Source organism: Bacillus sp. CPT56D-587-MTF (genome assembly GCF_058792335.1).
In genome coordinates this window covers 2,142,993-2,163,500 of sequence record NZ_JBYTEF010000001.1, presented here as the reverse complement: position 1 = coordinate 2,163,500, position 20,508 = coordinate 2,142,993, and the positions used below count along the sequence as shown (strand labels likewise).

The window sequence follows — 20,508 nt, the reverse complement described above, 5'->3', positions numbered from 1 at the left end:
TACAGTTGTTCCACATTTACAAAAAAAATAATTAAATATAAGATGAAGTAGGCTACATAAGGGAGGGTTATATGTTACATACAAAAAGATGGAGATTATTTGCGGTTCTTTCTATTGTAGGTTTGATTTTACTAATTTTATTAAAAATCAACTTCATTTCAATTACTATCGCAACTTCTTCAGCTGAAAGAGGAAAGATTTTTGATCAAAATGGTGCAATAATAGCTACAAATAAGAAAGTTAAGTCTCTATATTGCACTTCTAATGATGAAAAGCTATCGAAACAAGATACATCAAGCACATTAGCTTTTTTTAATCAATTTTCAAGCAAGTTTCAACATGATATTTCTACAGAGAACATAAAATCTCAATTACAACAATCTTGTAAAAAGCAGACTATGAATGATATACCGTTATACTCTGATATAACTGAGAATGAACTTGCATTCATAAACAAAAACAAACCCAATAATGTAATAATTAAAGATGAATGGATTCGATATTATCCTAAACACGAAATTGGTTCACAAGTAATTGGGTATGTAGAAAATGACCTTAATTCAAAGCATATGGCTGTTGGAAAAAGCGGGATTGAGCTGCAATATGAAAATGATTTAAAAGGAAAACCAGGTAAAACTCTTATTTTTAAATTGAATAATAAAAAGTTCTTATGGAACATTCAAAAAGTACAAAAAGGAAAAGATGTACGGCTAGCTTTAGACTCTGAGTTGCAGCAAAAGGCAGAAGAAGCATTAAGATCGCAAATTAAGAAAACACCTGATGCTAAAGCTGGTTATGCTGTAGTGAGCGATGCAAAAACTGGCGCGATTTTAACTATGGTCAACTCGACAGTTTTTGATCCAAATATATTAAATACACATGTATCTTCTAGAAAAGAAAATATTAAATCTCTTTCGCAAAATAAAGCGATTCAAAAATTAAAGTATGGTGAATCTTATGTAAATATGGCTTCTACTATAAAACCACTTACTATTTTAATTGGATTAAACGAAAAACTTTTTCAACCCGAAGATACTTATTTAGATAAAGGTACTTTTCAGTATGATAATCAAAATAACATTACGAATGCACCTGGAACACCAACAGGTGAGATTACACCGAGGCAGGCTATCATTAATTCATCTAACACATTTATGACAGCAAAAGTAGCTCTGCCCTTATTCAACCAAAATAATGGAAATATAGAAAAAGTGGCACATATATGGACAGATTATTTAATGCAATTCGGCCTACGTTCTAAAACCGGGATTGATTTGCCCTTTGAAGAAGACGGACAATATGAATTCCATCCATCTAATAAATTTGAAAATGGGATTTCTGCTTTATTAAATGCCTCTTGGGGAGGAAATGAAGTGCATACTCCTCTTCAACTCGCTCAATATGCAGCAACATTGGCAAGTAAAGGTGATAAATATAAACCTCAAATCGTAAGTGCGATTATTGGTCAAGATGGTAAGGAAACCAAAAAGTTTAAAACCATTTTAGAAAGTTCAAATCGTTACCCGATGAACTTTTGGAGTGTCGTGCAAGGTGGAATGAGTCAAAATATAGAGGAAATTAAAAAGTTGCCCTTTGACGTCGCAGGTAAAACAGGTATTACAGGTTTTCCAAATGAGCAAGAAAGAATGATAAATCATTCTCTTTTCATTGCATATGCTCCTACTGAAGATCCACAAATTGCCGTTTCTGTCGTTATTCCTGGCAGTAATTCCGAAAAAAACATTGCCGCTCTCGTTACATCAGAAATTTTAGAGTACTGGAATACTCTTCAAAAAGAGAATAAAAACAAAGAGGAAGGTTCATTAAAGTGAACCTTCCTCTTTTACCATATAGAATCTATATTTATTATTTTCCATATACCTTCATTATTCTTTTCGAACATAAATGAATATTTAATATCAGTTAAAATGTACTCTTTCTGTACATATCCAGTATTACCGTTAATTGTCGATATTTTTATATATCCATCATTCTGCACTTTTTCTGGAATCCAAGCTTTTACCATTTCATTAGATACTTCATATAAAACTTGTGATTCTCGCTTTGGTTCTGCTAAAATTTTTGTTTTATTTCCAGTAACAGTTGCATATATAAAATGTGCTTGCTTTGGTTGGTTACTTTCCGTCAATCCACTTGGTACTTTATATACTTGCTTTGTATCATTTCCAAACTCTCCCCCCATTGTAAGGGCGACTTGCAACTCATGAAAAATATCTTCATCAAACTTCAGTTCATCCTTCTTATAACTCTTCCCTTTAAATAGAACTTCATCATTTAACGCTTTGTACAGGTCATTTTCATTTTTTGAGTTCGTACTTTGATATAGTTCATTCATAAATTGTTTTAATGATGGATCTTGAGCAGACTCATCTTTTGTTTTAGGCTTAATTTGAGTACTACTTTGTACTGGTGATTTATTATCATCAAGCCAAGGTTGTTGAACAATAAAAAATAACATTGTACAAACTAAAACAACTACAATAGGTAATGCTTTTTTACGAAATGGTCTTTTATGTTTTACAAAATCCACTTCATTATTTTCGTATATAGACTGCTTTATTTTAGAAATAAATTCTTCTTCATCTTTACGATTCTCCATTGGGCCTTTTTTTATTTTTCTATACCAGTCAGGATTTTGTTTATTGTTCATCACTACTACCCTCCCCTATTAATTTTGAAACCTTACTTCTCGCTCTACTTAATCTCGATTTTACAGTTCCAATGGATACTCCTAATGTTTCAGCCATTTCTTCATATGATAATTCATATTTTGCGTCCAATATAATTATTTCACGGTGCTTTTTAGGTAGTTTTAATACAACCTTCCACACCTCATTCATCTCTTCTTGGTTAAAAAATTCTTGTTCTGCTGACAGGGATTGCTTATCGTCACTAAAAAATCCTATTAAAGATATCCTTTTAAAATAGGAGGATTTCAAATAGTTTATTGCCGTATTTCTTGTGATTTTTAAAATCCACGTTTTAATAGATGACTCCTTTCGAAATGAATTCCAATTTTTAAACACCTTTATAAATACATCTTGCGTGATATCATCTGATAAGTGTGGATCTTTCGTAATAATAAATGAATAATTCCATACATCTTGCCAATAGTCTTTTATAACATAGTCCAGCTCATCATGATTACACTTTTCAATAAACGTCTGTTCCATTTCCACACCTCAAACTTATTTGAATAAACATAAAAACTGCCCTCACTTTTATTATGGTTTCAATATATAGACAAGATACAAGTTTCATTTGTTCCATTGTTTATCTTTTTTCAAGCAGAATAATACTACTAAAAAACAAGTAAAGCATACAATGATAAAATTCTACTCATGAAAATCTGTTTTTTGAATTTAACGTAACACTCCACTTGTCCATTTCAACTTGCTATACTCTTCTATTTACCATTAGCAATGCCAACTTTTCAGAAATGAAAATTAAGATAAGGTATTAACTTTCTAGAGTCGCAGCAAAAAAGCATTCTCGATTAGAAAGAATGCTTTTTTGAAATTTCATTGCTCTATATTTTCCCCAATTTATATCTTTGAGTTAAGCAAACATGTAATAAATGTAGTCAAAAAATTCACCTTATAATTAAGTATTATTTCTGAAATACATGTTTTACTTTTTCACCTGGAACGTTACTTCCCCCTCTTCCTTTTACATCTTCAATCATCATTGTAACAATCATGTCTGGCGCATTTGCATCGAAAGCTGCGAACCATCCCAGTTCTTTTCCGTCTGCTTCTTTCGACTCTTTCAGTTCTGCTGTACCAGTTTTACCAGCAAGCGTTACACCATCAACCTTTGCAATTCTCCCTGCACCATCAGGGTCATTAATGACTTTGATTAATGCACTCTTTAATATTTCTTGATTCTTTTTAGAAACCACATTTTCTTTCCAATTCCCTGCTACTTTTGCTTCTTTTAAAAGATGTGGCGACGGAATATTCCCTTCATTCACAATCGGTGCATATGTTAATGCTAAATGAAGTGGTGTCATTAATACTTGTCCTTGTCCATAGCCTGTGTCTGCTAGTTGGATATCGTTTCTTATCCCATCTCTTGCAATGATTGAAATAGGAAATTCGTATTCGATTAGTAATTTTTCATGAAAACCGTATTTCTTCAGTTCATTTACATACTGATCTTTTCCTATTTTCAAAGCTTGTTGAGCAAAATAAATATTATCAGAGTACTTCATTGCCTTATCAAAATCAATTGGACTTGCATCCTTTACACGCGTTACATAGTAATTTCCCCAAGATGAATCTTTTGTCCACTTCAATCCTTGAATTTTAAATTCTTCCTTCGGATTTATTGTGTTTGTTTCCAAACCAATTGCACCTGTGATCGTTTTAAATACGGAACCTGGTACAAATGCTTGTGTAAAGCGATTCGTCATTGGTAGTTTCGAGTCGTTACTCCATGCTTCTCGTTGGGCTTTCGATGCTCCTCTAACTATTATATTTGGATTATAAGCAGGGCTACTTACAAGTGCGATTGTTTCACCTGTTTTAGGATTGACCGCTGCACTAGACCCTGCTTCAGTTTTCATCTCATTAAAGATTTTTTCTTGAATTGCAGCATCAATTGTTAACGTAACATTTTCTCCTTCTTTTGCTTCTTTTTTTGCTACGTTTTTAATCTCTTTCCCCTTCTCATCTTCTATAAATACGCGTCCACCCTTTTCACCACGCAATTTATTTTCTAACACTTTCTCTAAACCAGTCTTACCTACTAAATCATCTGCTTGATAACCTTGTTTTTGAAGTGATTTTAACTCCTCCGCATTCACCTTTCCTATATATCCAGTTAAGTGTGCCGCTGCTTCACCTAATGGATACGTACGAATATTTACTGGGTGAGATGAAACTCCTTCTAATTCAATATAATCATTCTGTCTGGTTCCCTCTTTTAAAATGCCAATTGGTACAAAGGAGTCTGGTTTTATCCATTTCGCTGTGAGCTTTTGTTCGACCTCTTCTATAGACATATCAAGTAATTGTGCTACTATTTCTTTCGTTTGCGCTGCTGTTTCGCCTAGTTTCTCTGGAATAATTCCAACCTCAGTCGCTTTACCATTCGTTGCAAGCCCTTTTCCATTTCGATCATATATTTCTCCGCGTTTTCCTTGCTCTATTTGCATACGTACTTTGTAATCTTTTTTCATACCTGGGAAGATGAAGTCTGGTGTCCAATCTATTTCCCAAGACTCTTTATCTTTCACAAGTTTTGCTTCATGGATGAATGAAACTGGTCCTACATCCGTATCCATCTTAACTTCAAAAAGAAAAAGCTCTTTATCTTTCGTATTCTCTCCTTTCATTTTAACTTTTAAATTATTAGCTCCAATCCCCTCATAGATTTTTTGATATTTTTCTGTGAATTCTTTTTTAGAAATCGATTTTTTGGCATGGTCTGATAAATGATCATACATATTTGCAAATTTTCTATCATTCCATAAATTGATATATTCTTCAAATGCTTGTTTTGGTGGTTCGTTTTTATTACATCCTACCAACAAAACTGCGAAACAAACGAAAAGCAGCATCCATAATTTTTTCAATTCAATCTTCTCCCTTAGTTAAAAATGATGATTCCTTTCGTAATTTATTTAATAAAAAATGTTTTAACGCTTAATAGACAGTGTAAGTAATGACATTGTTCCATATTTACAAAAAAATTAATATCTATGTTCATTTTAATACAAAAAAGGCAGGCATAAATATATGCCTGCCTTCCGTTCCCAAAATCAATTACACCCTAAAACAACGTGTGGTTAACCAAATCCAGATACTCTTCTACACCCTATTTTTTACTTTTCTAAAATAATTCCTGCTATTTCATTAGCATATTTTTTAGAGTCAAATCCATCATAGTTCCTTAGTACTACAACAGTCAAATATTCTTTTGGAAACCGCATGAAGTATGAACGATAACCTGCCCAGCTACCTGAATGTTCCAAGTATCGACAGTTAAAACCTTCTGCAAGCCTTAGCCCAAAAGCATAATCTTCATTGTCAATAATCGTTTCCCTAGTTGGAGAAATTTCCGGACCTATTTCGCTCATTCTTTTAACAAGTTCTTTTCCGCCAACGGTACCTGTAGTTAAATTTTCTCCCCACTTTACCAGGTCTTCGACTGTTGCATGAACTGCCCCATCACCTGTATGTTCCCAAGGGCTTTCATAGACCATATATGCTCCTTGTTCATTCTTTGAATACCCCCTAGCAATTGATATAGTAGTTGGGTAGCAATCTACAATTGTTGTGTCTTTCATATTTAAAGAATCAAAAATACGTTCTTTTGCAAACTGACGTAAAGACTTCCCGCTTACCTTCTCTACCACCAATGACAATAAAAAATATCCTGTATTGCTATACTCAAATTTTGTGCCAACAGGGAACCTTGCAATTTGATGACCATTAAGGTGTTTTAGCGATTGTTCCACAGTTAATATATCAGTAAATTCAATATTTTCCGCATGAGCCAATTCCATATAATCAACTAGTCCGCCAGTATGATGAATTAGATGCCTCAATGTTACTGGTTCAGCATATGTTCCTATAGAAGGGACAAACTTTACAATTGAATCATCTAAACTCAATCTTCCCTCTTGTTCTAAGAGTAATATAGAAAACGCTGTAAATTGTTTAGAAACTGAGGCGATATTAAAAACGCTCTTTGTGGTTATCGGTAGATTTTCCTCTATAGAAGCTAAGCCAACTGCACCTTTATACGTTACTCCGCTATCAAAACTGGCCATATATGCAAAGCCAGGAACTTTTGGTGAAAACTTTTTTAATAATTGTTTAATCAATGTATGCGTCTTTTCATTATATGTATTATTCACCTTAATCACATCCCCTTCTCTTTGAATGGTTAGGAATACAATAAAAAATACTATATATATATAATGTCAAATTCTCCTTTCAAAATTTAAACTTTTTAATGCATTATGCCAAGTACTAAAGGAAAGCAAAAATTATTAAAGAAATTAATAGTCTACCTTAGGATTGCTCTTAACAGGTTAAAAGCTTTTACAAACAAATTTTAGCAAACAATGTCTTCCCCCTCTTTTTTTATGACAGTTTTTTGATTGGAATGAAAGCCAATAGAATTAATTATTGAAATATACAAAAAATCTTAATATAAACAATATTTTACAGCGCTTCTTCTATAACGTAAATATTCATTTTACTTTATTTTCCACATAACAAAATATTCTACTTGAGAAATTATTGTTCCATGAAAATTTTTTCCTTTTCACCAAATGGAAGAAGAATCCTGACTGTTAGCGCTTTTCGTATTACTCAAACCTGATAACAAGCATGCGTTCTCCGTCAAGTGTACTTCAGCAAAAGTACTAAATCCTGGAGTGTCACCTGTATGCCTCCCAATCGGAACACAGGTTGGAAGCTTAGTTTCATCCTTATAAATAAAAAAATAGGGGGAGCCTATCGTGACAGACTCCTCCTAAAATACAACTCTCGTATACATATCGGAAATGAATTTATTTTACTAATAGTGAATATTCACCATTTTTATCATCAAATTTATGCACATTCAGATAATATTTCCCTGGTTTCGCTACGAATTTTCCCTTTATAGTATTTCCTTCATCTTCACCACAAGCTACATAATTTTGCATATCTGATTCATGATAAAGTACCCATGTCATCCCAATATTTTGTTCATTTACCACAGAAATCTCTACTTCTTTTGGATCTGTAACATTAAACGTATAAACATCTGTTTGATCAGGAGTAACCAGATTTCCTTTTACAAGCGTATTAAACGGGAGTATCTTCTCTTCTTCAAGGGACCCGCCTGTTTGCGGATCTTGTTTTACAGTAACTTTTGTCTGTTCTATACTTTCTTTTCCTCTACTATCTTTCACAGTTAGTTCCACAGTATATGTTCCTTTTTCTCCATATATGTGGGTAGGATTCGCTTTTGTACTTGTTATACCATCCCCAAAGTTCCATAGATAAGAAATAACTTTTCCATTTTCACTTGTTGTACCATTGCTATGGAATTGAATTTCTTCATTTACTATCCCGCTGTATGGTCCATTCATATTTACTATAGTAGTCGTTTTTTCTTTTTCCTCTGTCGCAACACCATGGAAAACAATATCATATTCAAATTGATTAGCTGCATTCACACGATAGTTTACAAAATAGGCTGTAACTGTTTTATAACCGCTCCACCCTTTTTGGGATAACTGCTCTAAAGTTTGATTTACTTGTTTACTCATCGTTTTCCAATCTTCAGACTCACCTTTTGATATCCCACCAACGTACGTGCCTTCCACGCTAAATGTGTTAAAGAATTGCGACTCATGTTTTGTAATTTTTGCATCTTTTATATTTGCTACATCTACAATTTCGTTTTTCACTTCAGCTAACGGCTTTGGTGCGTGTTGAATTAAATAATCATTTGTTACTTGATGTACATTATATTTACCTTGATTATCAGTCAACTGCTGCATATATGCTTGATATTCTGCATTCAATTGTGTATTTTTGCTTAATAATTCACGATACGCATCATAATTTTTCACATCGTTTGCACGGATTAAATCTTGAAGCTTATCAAATGTATCAAATTGATGATTATACAAATAAGACTGTAGTGCAAAGGAATACTTATAAAAATCCCAAGATCCATATTTGGCGAACAAAGTTTGCTTTGCTGTATAACGGCTTGCTGGATCAGATGATAAGCCACTTATTATACTTTTACGTGGAACAACATTGTTTGTACGTGTAGATCCTGCAAAAAATTCTGCATTCCCTTCTTGGAACCAAGTTAACCGTTCATTTTGATACATTTCTCCGCTTCCAAATAAACTAGGAACCTCATATCTTCCTTGTAAATAATGAGTGAATTCATGACGGAACAACTCTTCTAAACTATAAATACTCTGCTTTGGCGTACGCTCATATGTAAAGAAAGTCCCCTTCTCTTCAATATAAATTCCACCGTTGTTTGTTTCATATCCATATAATTGTCTATTTAATTGATATTCATCTGGATTATTATAAATTACTATTGTTAGTACATCATCAGCATTACCCGGTTCTAGTGCTTTATCATTTCCAATTACACGGTGATATTGTGCTTTTACTTCCTTGGCTGCCCAATATAATCTCTTAATTTTTTCTTCTGTTACTTTATCTCCCGTCTTAAAGACAATAGATCCGTCATCAAATATAATTTTTTTCAAATACGTAGAAATATGGTTTAACCAGTAATCAATGATCAGATCTTCTTAACTTAAGTAAACCTAAATCTATTTGTCTCCATACAGAAAGAGATAAATAGTTTTGTTCCTATTCATGAAATAGTACAATATATGCAAAATTATATATCTAATTAATTGCTTTTAATGTTATATTTTAATAGCGATGAATGCTATTATTTCATAAGTTGTCAACAAGCGTTATGTATGTATGAGAAAAAGGAAGGAGCCAAATAGGCCCCTTCCTTTTTCTACTAATTAACTAAATTACTCTCTGGTAAAAATTTAAATAGTAATGCTCATTTACAGGCGTCTCATTATGCATTAAACATGCTAACTTAGCTTGCTGTCGGAAAAAATAAAAACGATAGCATTAAGTTATTAAGAGACAAAAATTCATCAACACGAAGACAGATTTGTCTTGGCTAGATAAATTTGGTGATAAATACAGGAAGTAACTCTTACGATCCAATGATTCTTTTTCCTGCCTTCTACCCTTGCCACTTCTGTTTCATGACTTGTAAATAGAGATCTTCAAACTCGTTAAAATGGACGCGAAAAACACCTAATGTATCGATATAAGCAGAAATCACATCTTTTTCATTAAAATGGATACCTTCCTGTGCTAAGTCATAGCTATCATTAAGGCTGTATAAATCAAAATATTCTTCTTCCCAATACAGGCCTCTATTTACTAGTAATCGAGTAGAGCAAGTAATAGCTTGTTTAATATTCCATTTCTGAACTACTAACTTTTCATTTAAGACTGAAAGAAGGATGTTTACCGAGGGGTTTTCATCAACTATGCGGCTATATGACAGTAAAGCCGATTCTATATATATATCAGCTTTGCTTTAGACATTAAAGATATCTCCATAATTTCATATGGCGGGTGATCATTTGCTTCAATCAACCTATCGCACCATGAAATAACCTCCTCTCTATTCCAAAGTCCGCAGCCTAGTCCTAATGCATACAAGTGGGCTAAAGTTTGATAAGATTTCAATATGGTTCACCTTCAATTTAACTGTATAGTGGTATTGCATTCATTTTGGAAATAATCACGCTTAGTAATAAATATAATAAGCTGCCCAAACGGACAGCTTATTTGCATTAAAAACGCTACACATGAACTTTTTCTTTTTTTCGACGCACAAGCCACCAAACTAAAGATAGCAGTACTAGGGGAAACGGAAATATCTGAATAAACAAAAATACTTCCCAAAAATCGTGCATCGTACTACCAGGGGAATCTGTTGCCATCCCGCCAATAAAAAAAGACAATGGAATGACAAGTATATTTATACCTAAGCTAATCATTAGGAATGATAGATTTTTCTTCCAGATTACTGGTAATGCAGCCGCGATTAATAAAACCAATGCAGTACCCAGTATAAGAAACAGTGCTCCAAATAAAAATACAAAGTATAAAATAGCATTGATTAAAGGTTCCACAATAGCCCTCCTAAGGATTCATTCTATAGAAACACTCATGTTATTTAGAAAGTCAGGATGCTATACCTCTTAGTTGTCTTTCAATTTCTTCATCGCTATAGTCTTCATTTATCTGCTTAGAATACTTAATCTACTTGCTTATATTCTGGACTGCGTTAGGACATATGTTTCTATTGTACAACCAGCTAGCAAGAAACCCACACTTATCCCTGCTAATACGGTACCTTTAAAGGCTCTGTTCATATTCATTTGCCCCTTTTATCTTTTCGTATTTTTTCTCCATCCATAGACAGTCCATTATGAACGTTTTCATTATAAGTATTGTCTGCTCCTTACTATCTGTTTCGGCCCTGATTCTTCTCGTTTACCGTTTCAGTATTACGCTTCAATTCGCATTATCATCACATAAAAAGGACATACCTATTCATATATATACCTTTATTATTTTATATTGAAATAAATAATGGTTCAAAGTTATTTTGTGAAAATTATACAAAAATTAACAATTCATCAATTACCCAACAATAGATAATATGGATAAAGAAAAAATACTAGAGAATATCACATTGTAGTAGTCTCTAGTATCTTTTCATAGTATTTTAGCGGCTATGCAATACGGAGGGATAAAAAAGGACCTCTTACGGAAAGATAAGAGGTCATCAAAAAGATAAAAATGTTGTATTTGAAACACGCGAGTTTCTAATTCACATCATAACACAATATATTTGTATATTCAATATATACATTAAAAATAAAGAATATTACATCATTGAAGATTACGGTGAACCAGGAGATAGTGTTGAAAATGAACCTACTTTGCGCAACATTTTCCCGAAAAAGTATGCGGATGTAGCACCTGCTAAGACATTTTGAATAATCTTTGCAGCTGCTACATCAACGGGTAATTTATTGTATTTCCAATCTAGAGAATCAATTGTCCAATCCCATACTTTTAAAACTAGTGAAATAGATCTTTTTAATTACATACTTAATTTATTTTTTAATGTCCAATATTTTTCTCCATTAGCTTCAAAAGAGAATTCTACCCATCCATTCGGATCTTCACGATAAATAAAGATGGTTGTTCCAGGAGTTACTGTACCAACTTTATTCTCCTCGACAGCTACATCTGGTCTACTTTTAATTTTTAAATTAAATGGATAAGGTACCTGATAGTAAGTAGCTGATGATACAACATTTGAGCTTGAACCGTCTGCATACATTTTATATGGAATTTCATTAGATAACGCGTCGACATCTAATGTTTCAGGATTCTTTGGTAATTTTTTTGCATATGTATAGTCTTCTACACGAAACGGTTTAATACGTTCCATAATACCCGCAATTTTCTTAGCCCAGCCTTTATCTGATGCATATTTCACGTTCATGCCAGTTAATGTTGACCCGTTATAATACATACCACTTTCTTCTAAATATCTTTCTCGTACATAATTAGCGTTATAAGCAATACTATCGCCGTAGCTTGGTAAATATTTCGCATATTTAAACGGATCTCCATCATATGCACGTAGACCGAATAAATTATGTTTTTGATATGCGATTTCTGATTTTCCGTATCCAGATTCTAAAATCGCATGCGCCGCTAAATAATGAGCACTCACGCCATATTGATTTTGCGCATTGATAAAATCTTGTCCATGTCCAACTAAGGGACTATCTGAATGATATTTTGCAATAAAACTATCAATCTCTTGAGCTGTAATTTTCGAAGCCACTGTTAAATTTAAATCTTCATATGAGGTAGCAGTAATAACCTCTTTTTCATCGTTTAAATTTTGTTGTAACATATCTGTTTTTGCAGTAAGTTGAGCAGCTTCAGCACGTGTTATAAATCTATTTGGTTGCCAACCGTTCTCGGTACCATTAGAAATTTTTAAATCTATTAAAATATTGGCATGTTTTTCTCCCCAATGCCCTTTTAAATCTTCAAATCTAACCTGCTCGTTATGATTTGCTGTGCTTTGTAGTTTATATGCATTTACTAGCATGGTAGCCATAGCAGCACGAGTTACTTTTCCGGATGGATTAAAGATTCCATTACCTTCACCTTTAACAATACCAGCTTTTTCAGCAGCAGCAATATAAGGAGTAGCCCAGTGGTTTTGTGAATCTGTAAAAGATGGTTTTGCATTAGGGTCAATTTTTATACCTAAAACTTTTGTCATAATTTTTGTAGCCGAAGCTCTGTCTAAGGAGTCATTTGAACCAAAAGTTCCATCTGGATAACCATTTAATACCTGTTTATCAACTAAATAGTTAACGGATTTATCAGCCCATGTAGGAACATCAGGGAATTTATGAGTATCTGCTAAAATATTAGAAGAATAGGATAATATAGCTCCTGCAAGGATACCTGTTGCAATTAATTTGTGCTTCATTAAAATAAACACCTCTACCATTGTATTTATCAAATTGAGATTTTCTATTTTTATATTTACATGTTTGTAATAATAATAAAATCGTATTATCACGCATTCAATTTGATGTAACGAGTATAGTTACTTATATACACAAGTGTCAATGAATTTCTTTTACAAAAATACATAATATTTACATGATTTTATAATTGACTTATGTATAAATTTTGTAAAGGACCTTTTGATAGATTTTACCTGAAGAAATCTCTTTAGTTGTTAATTTGCCAATCTTTCTCGTTTACTATTAATCAATTAAAAAAAGAATTTTTTGTTTGAAAATCTTAAGTTGATGGATGTGTGAACGTACCGCTACTAAAATTCTTGCTTTTAATTTATTATTACTGTATTATATTTACGTATCAATATAAGGATTATATTATATAAAAAGGAATCAAGTCTATAAGTAAGATTTAAATCCTTTTCCAATTCAAAAAGATTTTGCCAAAATCTAATATAATTTATGCTTATCTTTTTAGTATGTATCTAGTAAAAACATATTTTTTATCCATAGAATTCTGTTTTCAATGATATTAATTAGTGTTCTAAACAAGGAATCCTACAAAGTGATCTGAAAAACCTGAGAGATATTGTATGTAGTTTGCTCATCTCCAGGTACTACAATAAAAGAGCCTTACCTCTCTAGGCAAGACTCTACTAGTTTAGTTGTATACTATTTACATGATAACTAAGAAACAGAAAACATATAACACCAAATAACAGCACCCTATTACTCCTCCTACAGCTAATACCTGTTTAACCCAACTCTTAAATTTTTGATTACTGTAAATCGCTTGCACTCTTTCCATATTTCCTCCTATTAAGGAGAACCCTTAAAGACTCTCACCTCGCTATAGTACCATTAAAAAATGAATAATAGAGATCTAATGTATAAATATGCAATATTGCATACGGAAATGTATTGTTATTATTGTAAGCGCTTACTATAATAAAGTTATAAAGATTTATTACATCTTAATACGAAAAAGAGGAGAGAATAATATGGAAATCGCAATGGCAGTTTTAAAATTTATAGGTGGAGCAATCCCATTAATTCAAGAACTACTAAAAGTATTTATGTAAATTCACTATTTAGCAATTATTTATAAAAATTATTATACAAATGATCTGTATATCAAAAATGAATTGGTTTACAGATCATTTGCGTGATCAAGGTCCCTTTAACATGACTAATGGGCCTTTTTAAAATTTTTAAATAATTAAGGTTACGTCACATCACCATCAAGTTAGCAAAATAAAACGAAACTTTAACTTGATGGTGATGGGGTAACAGTTGTGATTTAGAGATAAGATCAGATTATACAAAGTTTTGCACGTCAGCGATACCGGAAATAAACTTCGCCTTTAGTAGCAAGAATCCCCAATAAAGATAGTCAACTTGCCTATTTAGGAATAAGAGTGTCAATTTAAATAATGCATTCTGAAACACTACTCTTCTTCTAAAATAGCGTAATAATATTCATCCCACCATTCATTCCCATGTGGTATACACTTCCTGAAATAGCCTTCTCTTCTCATTCCAATCTTCTCCATTACTCGATATGATGGGGTATTTTGTGGCTGACATGTAGCTATAATCCTATGTAATTTCATTTCCTTAAATCCATATTCCAATGTAGCTTGTGCTGCTTCAGAAGCATATCCTTTATTGAAATATTTAGGATTGAACACCCAACCAATCTCATATGTATGCTCACCAAAATATTTATGAAAAACTATATGATCAATCAGAATATCTTTATGAATTAATACTACAGGAAAGTTCTTAGCGTTTTCACCAATGTTTTCATTCACAAAGTTTCTTGTATTTTCTTCAGTAAAAACCCCTTCAGGTATGTATTTCATAACATTGATATCTGATGTATACTCATGAACAGCTTGCCAATCTTTGAACTCAAATTTCCGTATTAATAATCTTTCTGTTTTTATAAACATTTACTTTTCCCCCTCAAAAAATTGCAACTATATTTTAAATCCACATTTAACCCTTAAAACAAAAAGAACTTGTAGGACTCTCTACAAGTTCTTTTTGTTTTAAGGTGAATATACGAGCCAAACAAACTATCTTACAGATTGACTGTAGAAACTTTAGGGGTAATGCTTTGACAAATATACTATATAACAAATATTAACATCCACAGGATTTATTTTTGAAAATTATGTGAATTAAGAAAGGAAGTAGTTTTTTCTTAGCTATTATTATTATTATTATTATTAACTGACGGTATCATTATATTTTATTCTGCAACTTATTTAGAAGAGCTATGTACATTTCGAAGAAGTTCTTCAATAAGTTTTGTTTTTTCATTTACCTTTGTGGCATATGTGAAATCACCATAACAATATGGATACCTAAAATTATTTTTATTTCCACCACAAGTATACATCGCTGGATTTTGATCAACTTTCATCTTAGAAAACTTTTTGGCTGAATCCTCCGAGTGTTGTTTAACTTCTTGACTAGCAACAAAATCAATATAACCTGACCCCATATTATAGCTTTGAATAATTGTATCCATGCTAACATCCTTGTCCGTTCCATATTTATACATTTTAGCAAAGTGTTTTACCCCTTGTTCAATGCTCAAGCTTGTCTCTTGAATTTCATTTGGCTTTAATCCAAGTGATTCAGATGACTGCATAGGATCGTTTCCCTCACCTCTACTCTCTTGATACATAATTCCTAATAAAATTGGTGTTTTCTCTCCTAAATTATATTTTTCTAATTCTTTTTTTAAGGTAGACTCATATTGCAATACACGTTTTTCGGTGGCTTGCGCTTTATTTTGTTGAATATTGGTTTTATGATTAAAATATAGCATTCCAAGTATTATTACTAAGCCTAAAATACTAATAAGGAACACTTTTATAATTTGTTTTTTACTTGTATCCTTCATATATTCCTCCTCGTATAAAAAATTTAATTTTTCAAAGGTAATTGGTTATTTACAAACTATGTAATGAACATCTATCTCCCGCCCTTTTTAGACTCAAACATCAATACTTTAAGGTTTTAAGTTTAATATAAAAATTTAAAGATAAGGTAAAGATAAGATAAAGATAAAATAAAGGGTATTTTTTAGCGTACTTTAAAAGATATTGCTACAAAGGGATATATGGGACAACTTGTTGATATGAATGGATTTAGTGATAATTGAAAGGTTATTGTACAAGTTATTAATTATGGAGACATCATTCCAGAAGATTTAATCCATCTTTTCAATATGCTTTATATAAAAACCACAACATAACATATAATAAAAAACGGCGAACCCTCCACCTAGGAGAATCCACCATCACAAATAACTGATTATTTCACACCTAGTTTTTTTGCTTTCTTAGGGATCCCGTCTTCCAGCACTTCCTCTCAAGCTGTTACACCTGGAATATGATGTGATTGCATTTGAAACAGGGCTTTGGGAAGCAGCAGATGTTCAGCAAAATTTTGATAACTCAACCGCTACAGAAGCGATGAAACAATCCTTATACTCTGTATGGAAAACTGAAGAACTTGAACAATTATTTACCTATATGAAAGAACAAAAAGAAAAAGGAAAGCCACTCACATTAGCTGGTTTTGATATGAATTTGTTTTATAAATCTTCATTCCGCTCTTATGCAAAAGAATGGTTGCAAAAAGTAAATCCTGAAGTAAAGAGTGAATTTGATACAGCAGTGTCAGAGTTGATTGAACTGGATAGGTATTACAATAAAAATAAAACATATCCCTATGATCGGTTTAAAATGGAGATACAGCCTGTAATTAACAAGTTTGAAAAGGTTAGAATGTTTATTCAGAATCATAAATCTGAATTGATTCAAGTTACACCACATCCTACGTATGATGTGAAAGTCAGAGGTGGCATCTCCTCACCTAACCTGACAGACTATTCTTTTTATATCCGAGATCAAAAAATGGCACAAAACTTCGCATGGCTAACTGAAATGCAGTATGGAAACAAACTGGCCCCCTTTAACAAGTAATAATTTGTTCTGCACCCATGTTGATAATTCTTCTGGTAATCGGAATGTAACGGAACCATGTTGCTCTTTTATAATGACATAGGGATTGCGGAATTCTTCTTGAATGCCGATTCCAATCACTTGATACAATTTCCTGCACTGACTCGGAAACAATATATTTGGAATGTCTAATGATTCAATTTCATGAAAAGAATGACGGAATCTCACATCCATTGCAAATACCATCACACCAACTCCCAGCTATACGTAAAACACAATTAGTATACCGATGAGATCTATGTTACGTGCAGAAATCCCCGTTTTCTCCCCAGACTTATCTACAAGAATAAAAAAGGAATCACAAGATATGTTCCCTTTTCACTATTTGTTTTCTACACTTTTAATTCCAATATTTCTAGATGCTGAATAGATCCGCCCCCTGGCAGGTAGACATCTTCCTCCTTCAGCAGGTATACGGAACTTTCCGTTTCTACTAGTGATGGAAGATTGCGCACGCCAAATAATAATACTTTTCCCCTATTGCCCAAATGACGTGGGGTATGCATGGAAATCGTAAGGTTGTTTATGCATGTAATTGTTCCTGTTCTTAAACATTTTCGGGTATCTATTTTTATTATGTTTTGCTTTTGTAGTATTTCTTATTTTTATTGTTTGATTGTTATGACTGGCATTTGCTCGTTTTCGGAAATTTCACTGTAACCAAAATAAAGTAGAAAAAACAATAAAATAATTGTCCAAATAAATATAAACACTTTATAACTATACTTCATATGAAAAACCTCATTTTCCCTATATAAGTGAATGTACATACACCCTATAAATCTAATTACATAAATTATCAGATGTTTTAGTAGTAGAGAATCATTAAGTATTAAGAATTGTTATTCATAAACATATCCAAGAATTCTTCAAAAAAATATCATCTAGGCATTTTAACATTTCATCAAAATGCACAGATGATATTTTGTACGTTTAGCTTGGTAATGCTTTTTATGTAATGAATTCTTATCTCTATTTCACCTTAATGTTTATATGTACAAGAGTCTGTGTAGCAATTAGACTGTACTTTAAATATGTACTCAATTGTGTGTGGGAAAGGAAGCACATTTTATTTAAAGTGGTTACTTTAAAGCCCTTAATTAGTTGGTAGTCTTCTTCATTCAGACAAAAAGGAAATTTAAAGTGTGCACGTACTTTCAACTCAGACTTTTTACTACACACACTCCTATACACATAACAATATTTATAGTTTTTTGTAACATTACGGAAATAACAAGAAATAATATCGAAATATTTATGATATTTTGTAACAATTTAGTAATATAACTGTAACATAACGTGTATAATCGCACAATACTTTTTAACTGAAAATCAATAAATTTATGTAAGTACCCATAACGTATTACATATTGTTTGTGAAACCTTTTAATGAACAAGTATAAGTGGATGGCGGGAATTGAACCCACATCAGAGGTTCTGGAGGCCCCTGTTTTACCCTTAAATTATACCCCCTCGTGGTCGGAATGACAGGACTTGAACCCGCAGATCCACAATCTAGCAAGTCTAGCATTTCGCCACAAACTCCATAAAAATAGAAAAAGACCACCGAATGTACTCGATTGTCTTTTTGCCATGCATATCTGCACAAGAAGTGTATACTTCAAACCCTTTAATATTTTTAGCTATGAGCATACTTATAAAACTCTAAAAACTATTTGATAATCTTTTAGAATCTAACTTTCTTTTAATACTATTTGCTATTTCTTCAATATTTTCATTTAGAAAGAAATGATTACCTTCAAAAGAATGAAAAGTACACGTTTTACTTGTGTATCGTTCCCATTTTATTACTTGATCATATGTAGTAAATTCATCATTTTCCCCATTAAATATAAGAAAATCAATATCACATGGTTGTGTATTTTTGTCATGAATATACGTCTCAACGATTTTAAAATCTGCTCTTAGAATAGGGAGAAAGATCTCCATTAATTCTTCTGATTGCAGTACCCCAGATGGTGTACCTCCCATTGCAATAACTTCTCTTTTAAATTGCTCATTAGAAAGATTATGTCGGATATTTCTTATTTTACTATTTGGATGATTTCTACCGGACAAAACAAGAAATTCAGGCGATACGTTTTTAGAATCTTTTATTTTTCTGGCTACTTCATAGGCGATCAAACTTCCCATGCTATGCCCGAATAGAATGTAGGGCGAATCATCTATCTGCATAACTATTTTATTGTAGACATCATTTACTGCCTCTTCCATACTTTGGTACAAGTTTTCTTCAATTCTATATCCTCTACCAGCTAACTCTACCGGGACTACCTCAATATATGGATTAAAGTGATTTTTCCATTTTGCGTAACTAAACGCAGATCCCCCAGCATGTGGAAAGCAAAAAAGTTTAGTCTTCTGCATTGATTTTCTCCTTACTTTCAAATTTGTATATAGTTTGGCAAATTGTATAAATGTCTTTAATTATTATCTCTTGAGGAAATTCATCTCTTGTTGCACAAGCAGATAACTTATAATTTGGATCAATGTTATATTGTTTAAAGTAAAAGTTTTTAGGTATATGCTTGTATGAAATTAAAGTTCGTGATTCTTTTTTTATAGAGAATGAATTTAATGGGGTATAAAGCCCTTTTCCAATCGTTTTTATATAGCTTTCTTTTAATGTCCATAAATCATAAAAATAATTAATTTGTTCATCAGAATTCATATTAGATATATCATAAAATTCTTCCGCTGAAAAAAATTCTTTTGCTAATTTAAAAGCCTCTATTTCTGAAACTTTTTCTATATCAATACCCACATTAAAATTAGCAGTAGTACAAACCACCCATTCTCCTGAATGTGACAGATTAAAATGAAAGTCAGAAAAGTTTTCAACAAAAGGTTTTCCATACTCATTATATATAAATCTAATTTCTTCATTATTAATTTTATACTTTTGGCAGATTAGAGATCGGATTAGTAAATCCCCTATCAGGGTCCTATTAATGTCGCATGAATTTAATAATCGCTTCATTCGCTCTTTCTTCCCATTTGAAACCAAGTTACTAAGTTTCTTAAACAAATGACTTTCAATATTCTTTGGTATTTTCACAGCGTGAATTTGTATGATAAATCACGTCCTTTTTTAAAGAATGGCTTCATATATGAACGTTACAGAAACTCAAATTAACTTTATTAAATTGCATATACAATAGAAAAGGTGCATATTTACATATCAATGAAAATATGCACCTTCCCTCAGTAATATCATCAGGCATTCGCTTCTATTACAAAGATTTCTATGTCTCTACCAATTACTTTTTACAT

Annotated in this window: 14 protein-coding genes and 4 pseudogenes; 4 read left to right on the top strand and 14 right to left on the bottom strand. The window is 32.2% G+C overall.

Annotated features, from left to right (window positions below):
* The first annotated feature begins 71 nt into the window (after positions 1 to 71).
* On the top strand, positions 72 to 1,832 hold the full coding sequence (locus AC3WVZ_RS11055) for a peptidoglycan D,D-transpeptidase FtsI family protein (RefSeq protein ID WP_065382198.1): 1,761 nt from the start codon (positions 72 to 74) through the stop codon (positions 1,830 to 1,832).
* Positions 1,833 to 1,843: 11 nt separating this feature from the next.
* On the opposite strand, the gene AC3WVZ_RS11050 is transcribed toward AC3WVZ_RS11055, so the two are convergent.
* The 7 genes and pseudogenes from AC3WVZ_RS11050 to AC3WVZ_RS11020 all read right to left on the bottom strand — a co-directional run bounded on the left by AC3WVZ_RS11050 (position 1,844) and on the right by AC3WVZ_RS11020 (position 10,735).
* Entirely contained in the window at positions 1,844 to 2,671 is an 828-nt protein-coding gene (locus tag AC3WVZ_RS11050) for an SH3 domain-containing protein (RefSeq protein WP_001060762.1), read from the bottom strand.
* Positions 2,661 to 3,194: an RNA polymerase sigma factor gene (locus AC3WVZ_RS11045; RefSeq protein WP_000438330.1), complete on the bottom strand. Its 534-nt coding sequence runs from the start codon at positions 3,192 to 3,194 to the stop codon at positions 2,661 to 2,663. Before AC3WVZ_RS11045 ends, AC3WVZ_RS11050 begins: the two co-directional genes overlap by 11 nt.
* A 437-nt stretch (positions 3,195 to 3,631) precedes the next feature.
* A complete protein-coding gene (locus AC3WVZ_RS11040; protein ID WP_000737757.1) occupies positions 3,632 to 5,599 on the bottom strand; it encodes a penicillin-binding transpeptidase domain-containing protein in 1,968 nt (655 codons plus the stop codon).
* Positions 5,600 to 5,848: 249 nt separating this feature from the next.
* Positions 5,849 to 6,886, bottom strand: coding sequence for a serine hydrolase domain-containing protein (locus AC3WVZ_RS11035; protein ID WP_233936365.1), 1,038 nt, complete (start codon positions 6,884 to 6,886; stop codon positions 5,849 to 5,851).
* Between the two features lie 660 nt (positions 6,887 to 7,546).
* Positions 7,547 to 9,262 (bottom strand): annotated as a pseudogene (gene colA, locus AC3WVZ_RS11030) (collagenase ColA); the annotation flags it as partial.
* A gap of 509 nt (positions 9,263 to 9,771) precedes the next feature.
* Positions 9,772 to 10,286, bottom strand: a pseudogene (locus AC3WVZ_RS11025) (protein kinase).
* A gap of 116 nt (positions 10,287 to 10,402) precedes the next feature.
* The gene (locus AC3WVZ_RS11020; RefSeq protein ID WP_000433519.1) at positions 10,403 to 10,735 is read right to left on the bottom strand and encodes a hypothetical protein; all 333 of its coding nucleotides are present in this window, start codon (positions 10,733 to 10,735) and stop codon (positions 10,403 to 10,405) included.
* A gap of 747 nt (positions 10,736 to 11,482) precedes the next feature.
* On the opposite strand from AC3WVZ_RS11020, the pseudogene AC3WVZ_RS11015 reads away from it, so the two are divergent.
* Positions 11,483 to 11,590 (top strand): annotated as a pseudogene (locus AC3WVZ_RS11015) (peptidase M56); the annotation flags it as partial.
* Here AC3WVZ_RS11015 and AC3WVZ_RS11010 read toward each other — a convergent pair.
* Positions 11,578 to 11,691, bottom strand: a pseudogene (locus AC3WVZ_RS11010) (polysaccharide deacetylase); the annotation flags it as partial. The pseudogenes AC3WVZ_RS11015 and AC3WVZ_RS11010 sit on opposite strands and share 13 nt — an antisense overlap.
* A gap of 24 nt (positions 11,692 to 11,715) precedes the next feature.
* Complete coding sequence (locus tag AC3WVZ_RS11005; RefSeq protein WP_000680975.1) at positions 11,716 to 13,134, bottom strand: S-layer homology domain-containing protein; 1,419 nt, start codon at positions 13,132 to 13,134, stop codon at positions 11,716 to 11,718.
* A 933-nt stretch (positions 13,135 to 14,067) separates the two neighbouring features.
* On the opposite strand from AC3WVZ_RS11005, the gene AC3WVZ_RS11000 reads away from it, so the two are divergent.
* On the top strand, positions 14,068 to 14,253 hold the full coding sequence (locus tag AC3WVZ_RS11000) for a hypothetical protein (protein ID WP_002196003.1): 186 nt from the start codon (positions 14,068 to 14,070) through the stop codon (positions 14,251 to 14,253).
* A 366-nt stretch (positions 14,254 to 14,619) separates the two neighbouring features.
* On the opposite strand, the gene AC3WVZ_RS10995 is transcribed toward AC3WVZ_RS11000, so the two are convergent.
* Complete coding sequence (locus AC3WVZ_RS10995) at positions 14,620 to 15,126, bottom strand: GNAT family N-acetyltransferase (RefSeq protein WP_000470149.1); 507 nt, start codon at positions 15,124 to 15,126, stop codon at positions 14,620 to 14,622.
* Between the two features lie 314 nt (positions 15,127 to 15,440).
* Positions 15,441 to 16,088, bottom strand: a complete 648-nt coding sequence (locus AC3WVZ_RS10990) for a lysozyme family protein (RefSeq protein WP_000655736.1) — start codon at positions 16,086 to 16,088, stop codon at positions 15,441 to 15,443.
* A gap of 496 nt (positions 16,089 to 16,584) precedes the next feature.
* Here AC3WVZ_RS10990 and AC3WVZ_RS10985 point away from each other — a divergent pair, with 496 nt between their 5' ends.
* On the top strand, positions 16,585 to 17,175 hold the full coding sequence (locus AC3WVZ_RS10985; RefSeq protein ID WP_002164540.1) for an erythromycin esterase family protein: 591 nt from the start codon (positions 16,585 to 16,587) through the stop codon (positions 17,173 to 17,175).
* On the opposite strand, the gene AC3WVZ_RS10980 is transcribed toward AC3WVZ_RS10985, so the two are convergent.
* From AC3WVZ_RS10980 to AC3WVZ_RS10970, 3 genes are all read right to left on the bottom strand, one after another.
* Positions 17,128 to 17,400, bottom strand: coding sequence for a hypothetical protein (locus tag AC3WVZ_RS10980; protein ID WP_002164541.1), 273 nt, complete (start codon positions 17,398 to 17,400; stop codon positions 17,128 to 17,130). The two genes, AC3WVZ_RS10985 and AC3WVZ_RS10980, sit on opposite strands and share 48 nt — an antisense overlap.
* 1,479 nt (positions 17,401 to 18,879) lie before the next feature.
* Complete coding sequence (locus AC3WVZ_RS10975; protein ID WP_001172947.1) at positions 18,880 to 19,602, bottom strand: thioesterase II family protein; 723 nt, start codon at positions 19,600 to 19,602, stop codon at positions 18,880 to 18,882.
* A complete protein-coding gene (locus AC3WVZ_RS10970) occupies positions 19,589 to 20,293 on the bottom strand; it encodes a 4'-phosphopantetheinyl transferase family protein (RefSeq protein WP_002195517.1) in 705 nt (234 codons plus the stop codon). Before AC3WVZ_RS10970 ends, AC3WVZ_RS10975 begins: the two co-directional genes overlap by 14 nt.
* Between the last annotated feature and the right edge of the window lie 215 nt (positions 20,294 to 20,508).

What these genes read in the sequence shown, in the direction of transcription:
- AC3WVZ_RS11005 (WP_000680975.1), bottom strand. Translation starts at nt 13,134, where the DNA reads ATGAAGCACAAATTAATTGCAACAGGTATCCTTGCAGGAGCTATATTA.
- AC3WVZ_RS11000 (WP_002196003.1), top strand. Translation starts at nt 14,068, where the DNA reads ATGCAATATTGCATACGGAAATGTATTGTTATTATTGTAAGCGCTTAC.
- AC3WVZ_RS11055 (WP_065382198.1), top strand. Translation starts at nt 72, where the DNA reads ATGTTACATACAAAAAGATGGAGATTATTTGCGGTTCTTTCTATTGTA.
- AC3WVZ_RS10975 (WP_001172947.1), bottom strand. Translation starts at nt 19,602, where the DNA reads ATGCAGAAGACTAAACTTTTTTGCTTTCCACATGCTGGGGGATCTGCG.
- AC3WVZ_RS11045 (WP_000438330.1), bottom strand. Translation starts at nt 3,194, where the DNA reads ATGGAACAGACGTTTATTGAAAAGTGTAATCATGATGAGCTGGACTAT.
- AC3WVZ_RS10990 (WP_000655736.1), bottom strand. Translation starts at nt 16,088, where the DNA reads ATGAAGGATACAAGTAAAAAACAAATTATAAAAGTGTTCCTTATTAGT.
- AC3WVZ_RS10995 (WP_000470149.1), bottom strand. Translation starts at nt 15,126, where the DNA reads ATGTTTATAAAAACAGAAAGATTATTAATACGGAAATTTGAGTTCAAA.
- AC3WVZ_RS11050 (WP_001060762.1), bottom strand. Translation starts at nt 2,671, where the DNA reads ATGAACAATAAACAAAATCCTGACTGGTATAGAAAAATAAAAAAAGGC.
- AC3WVZ_RS10980 (WP_002164541.1), bottom strand. Translation starts at nt 17,400, where the DNA reads ATGGTATTTGCAATGGATGTGAGATTCCGTCATTCTTTTCATGAAATT.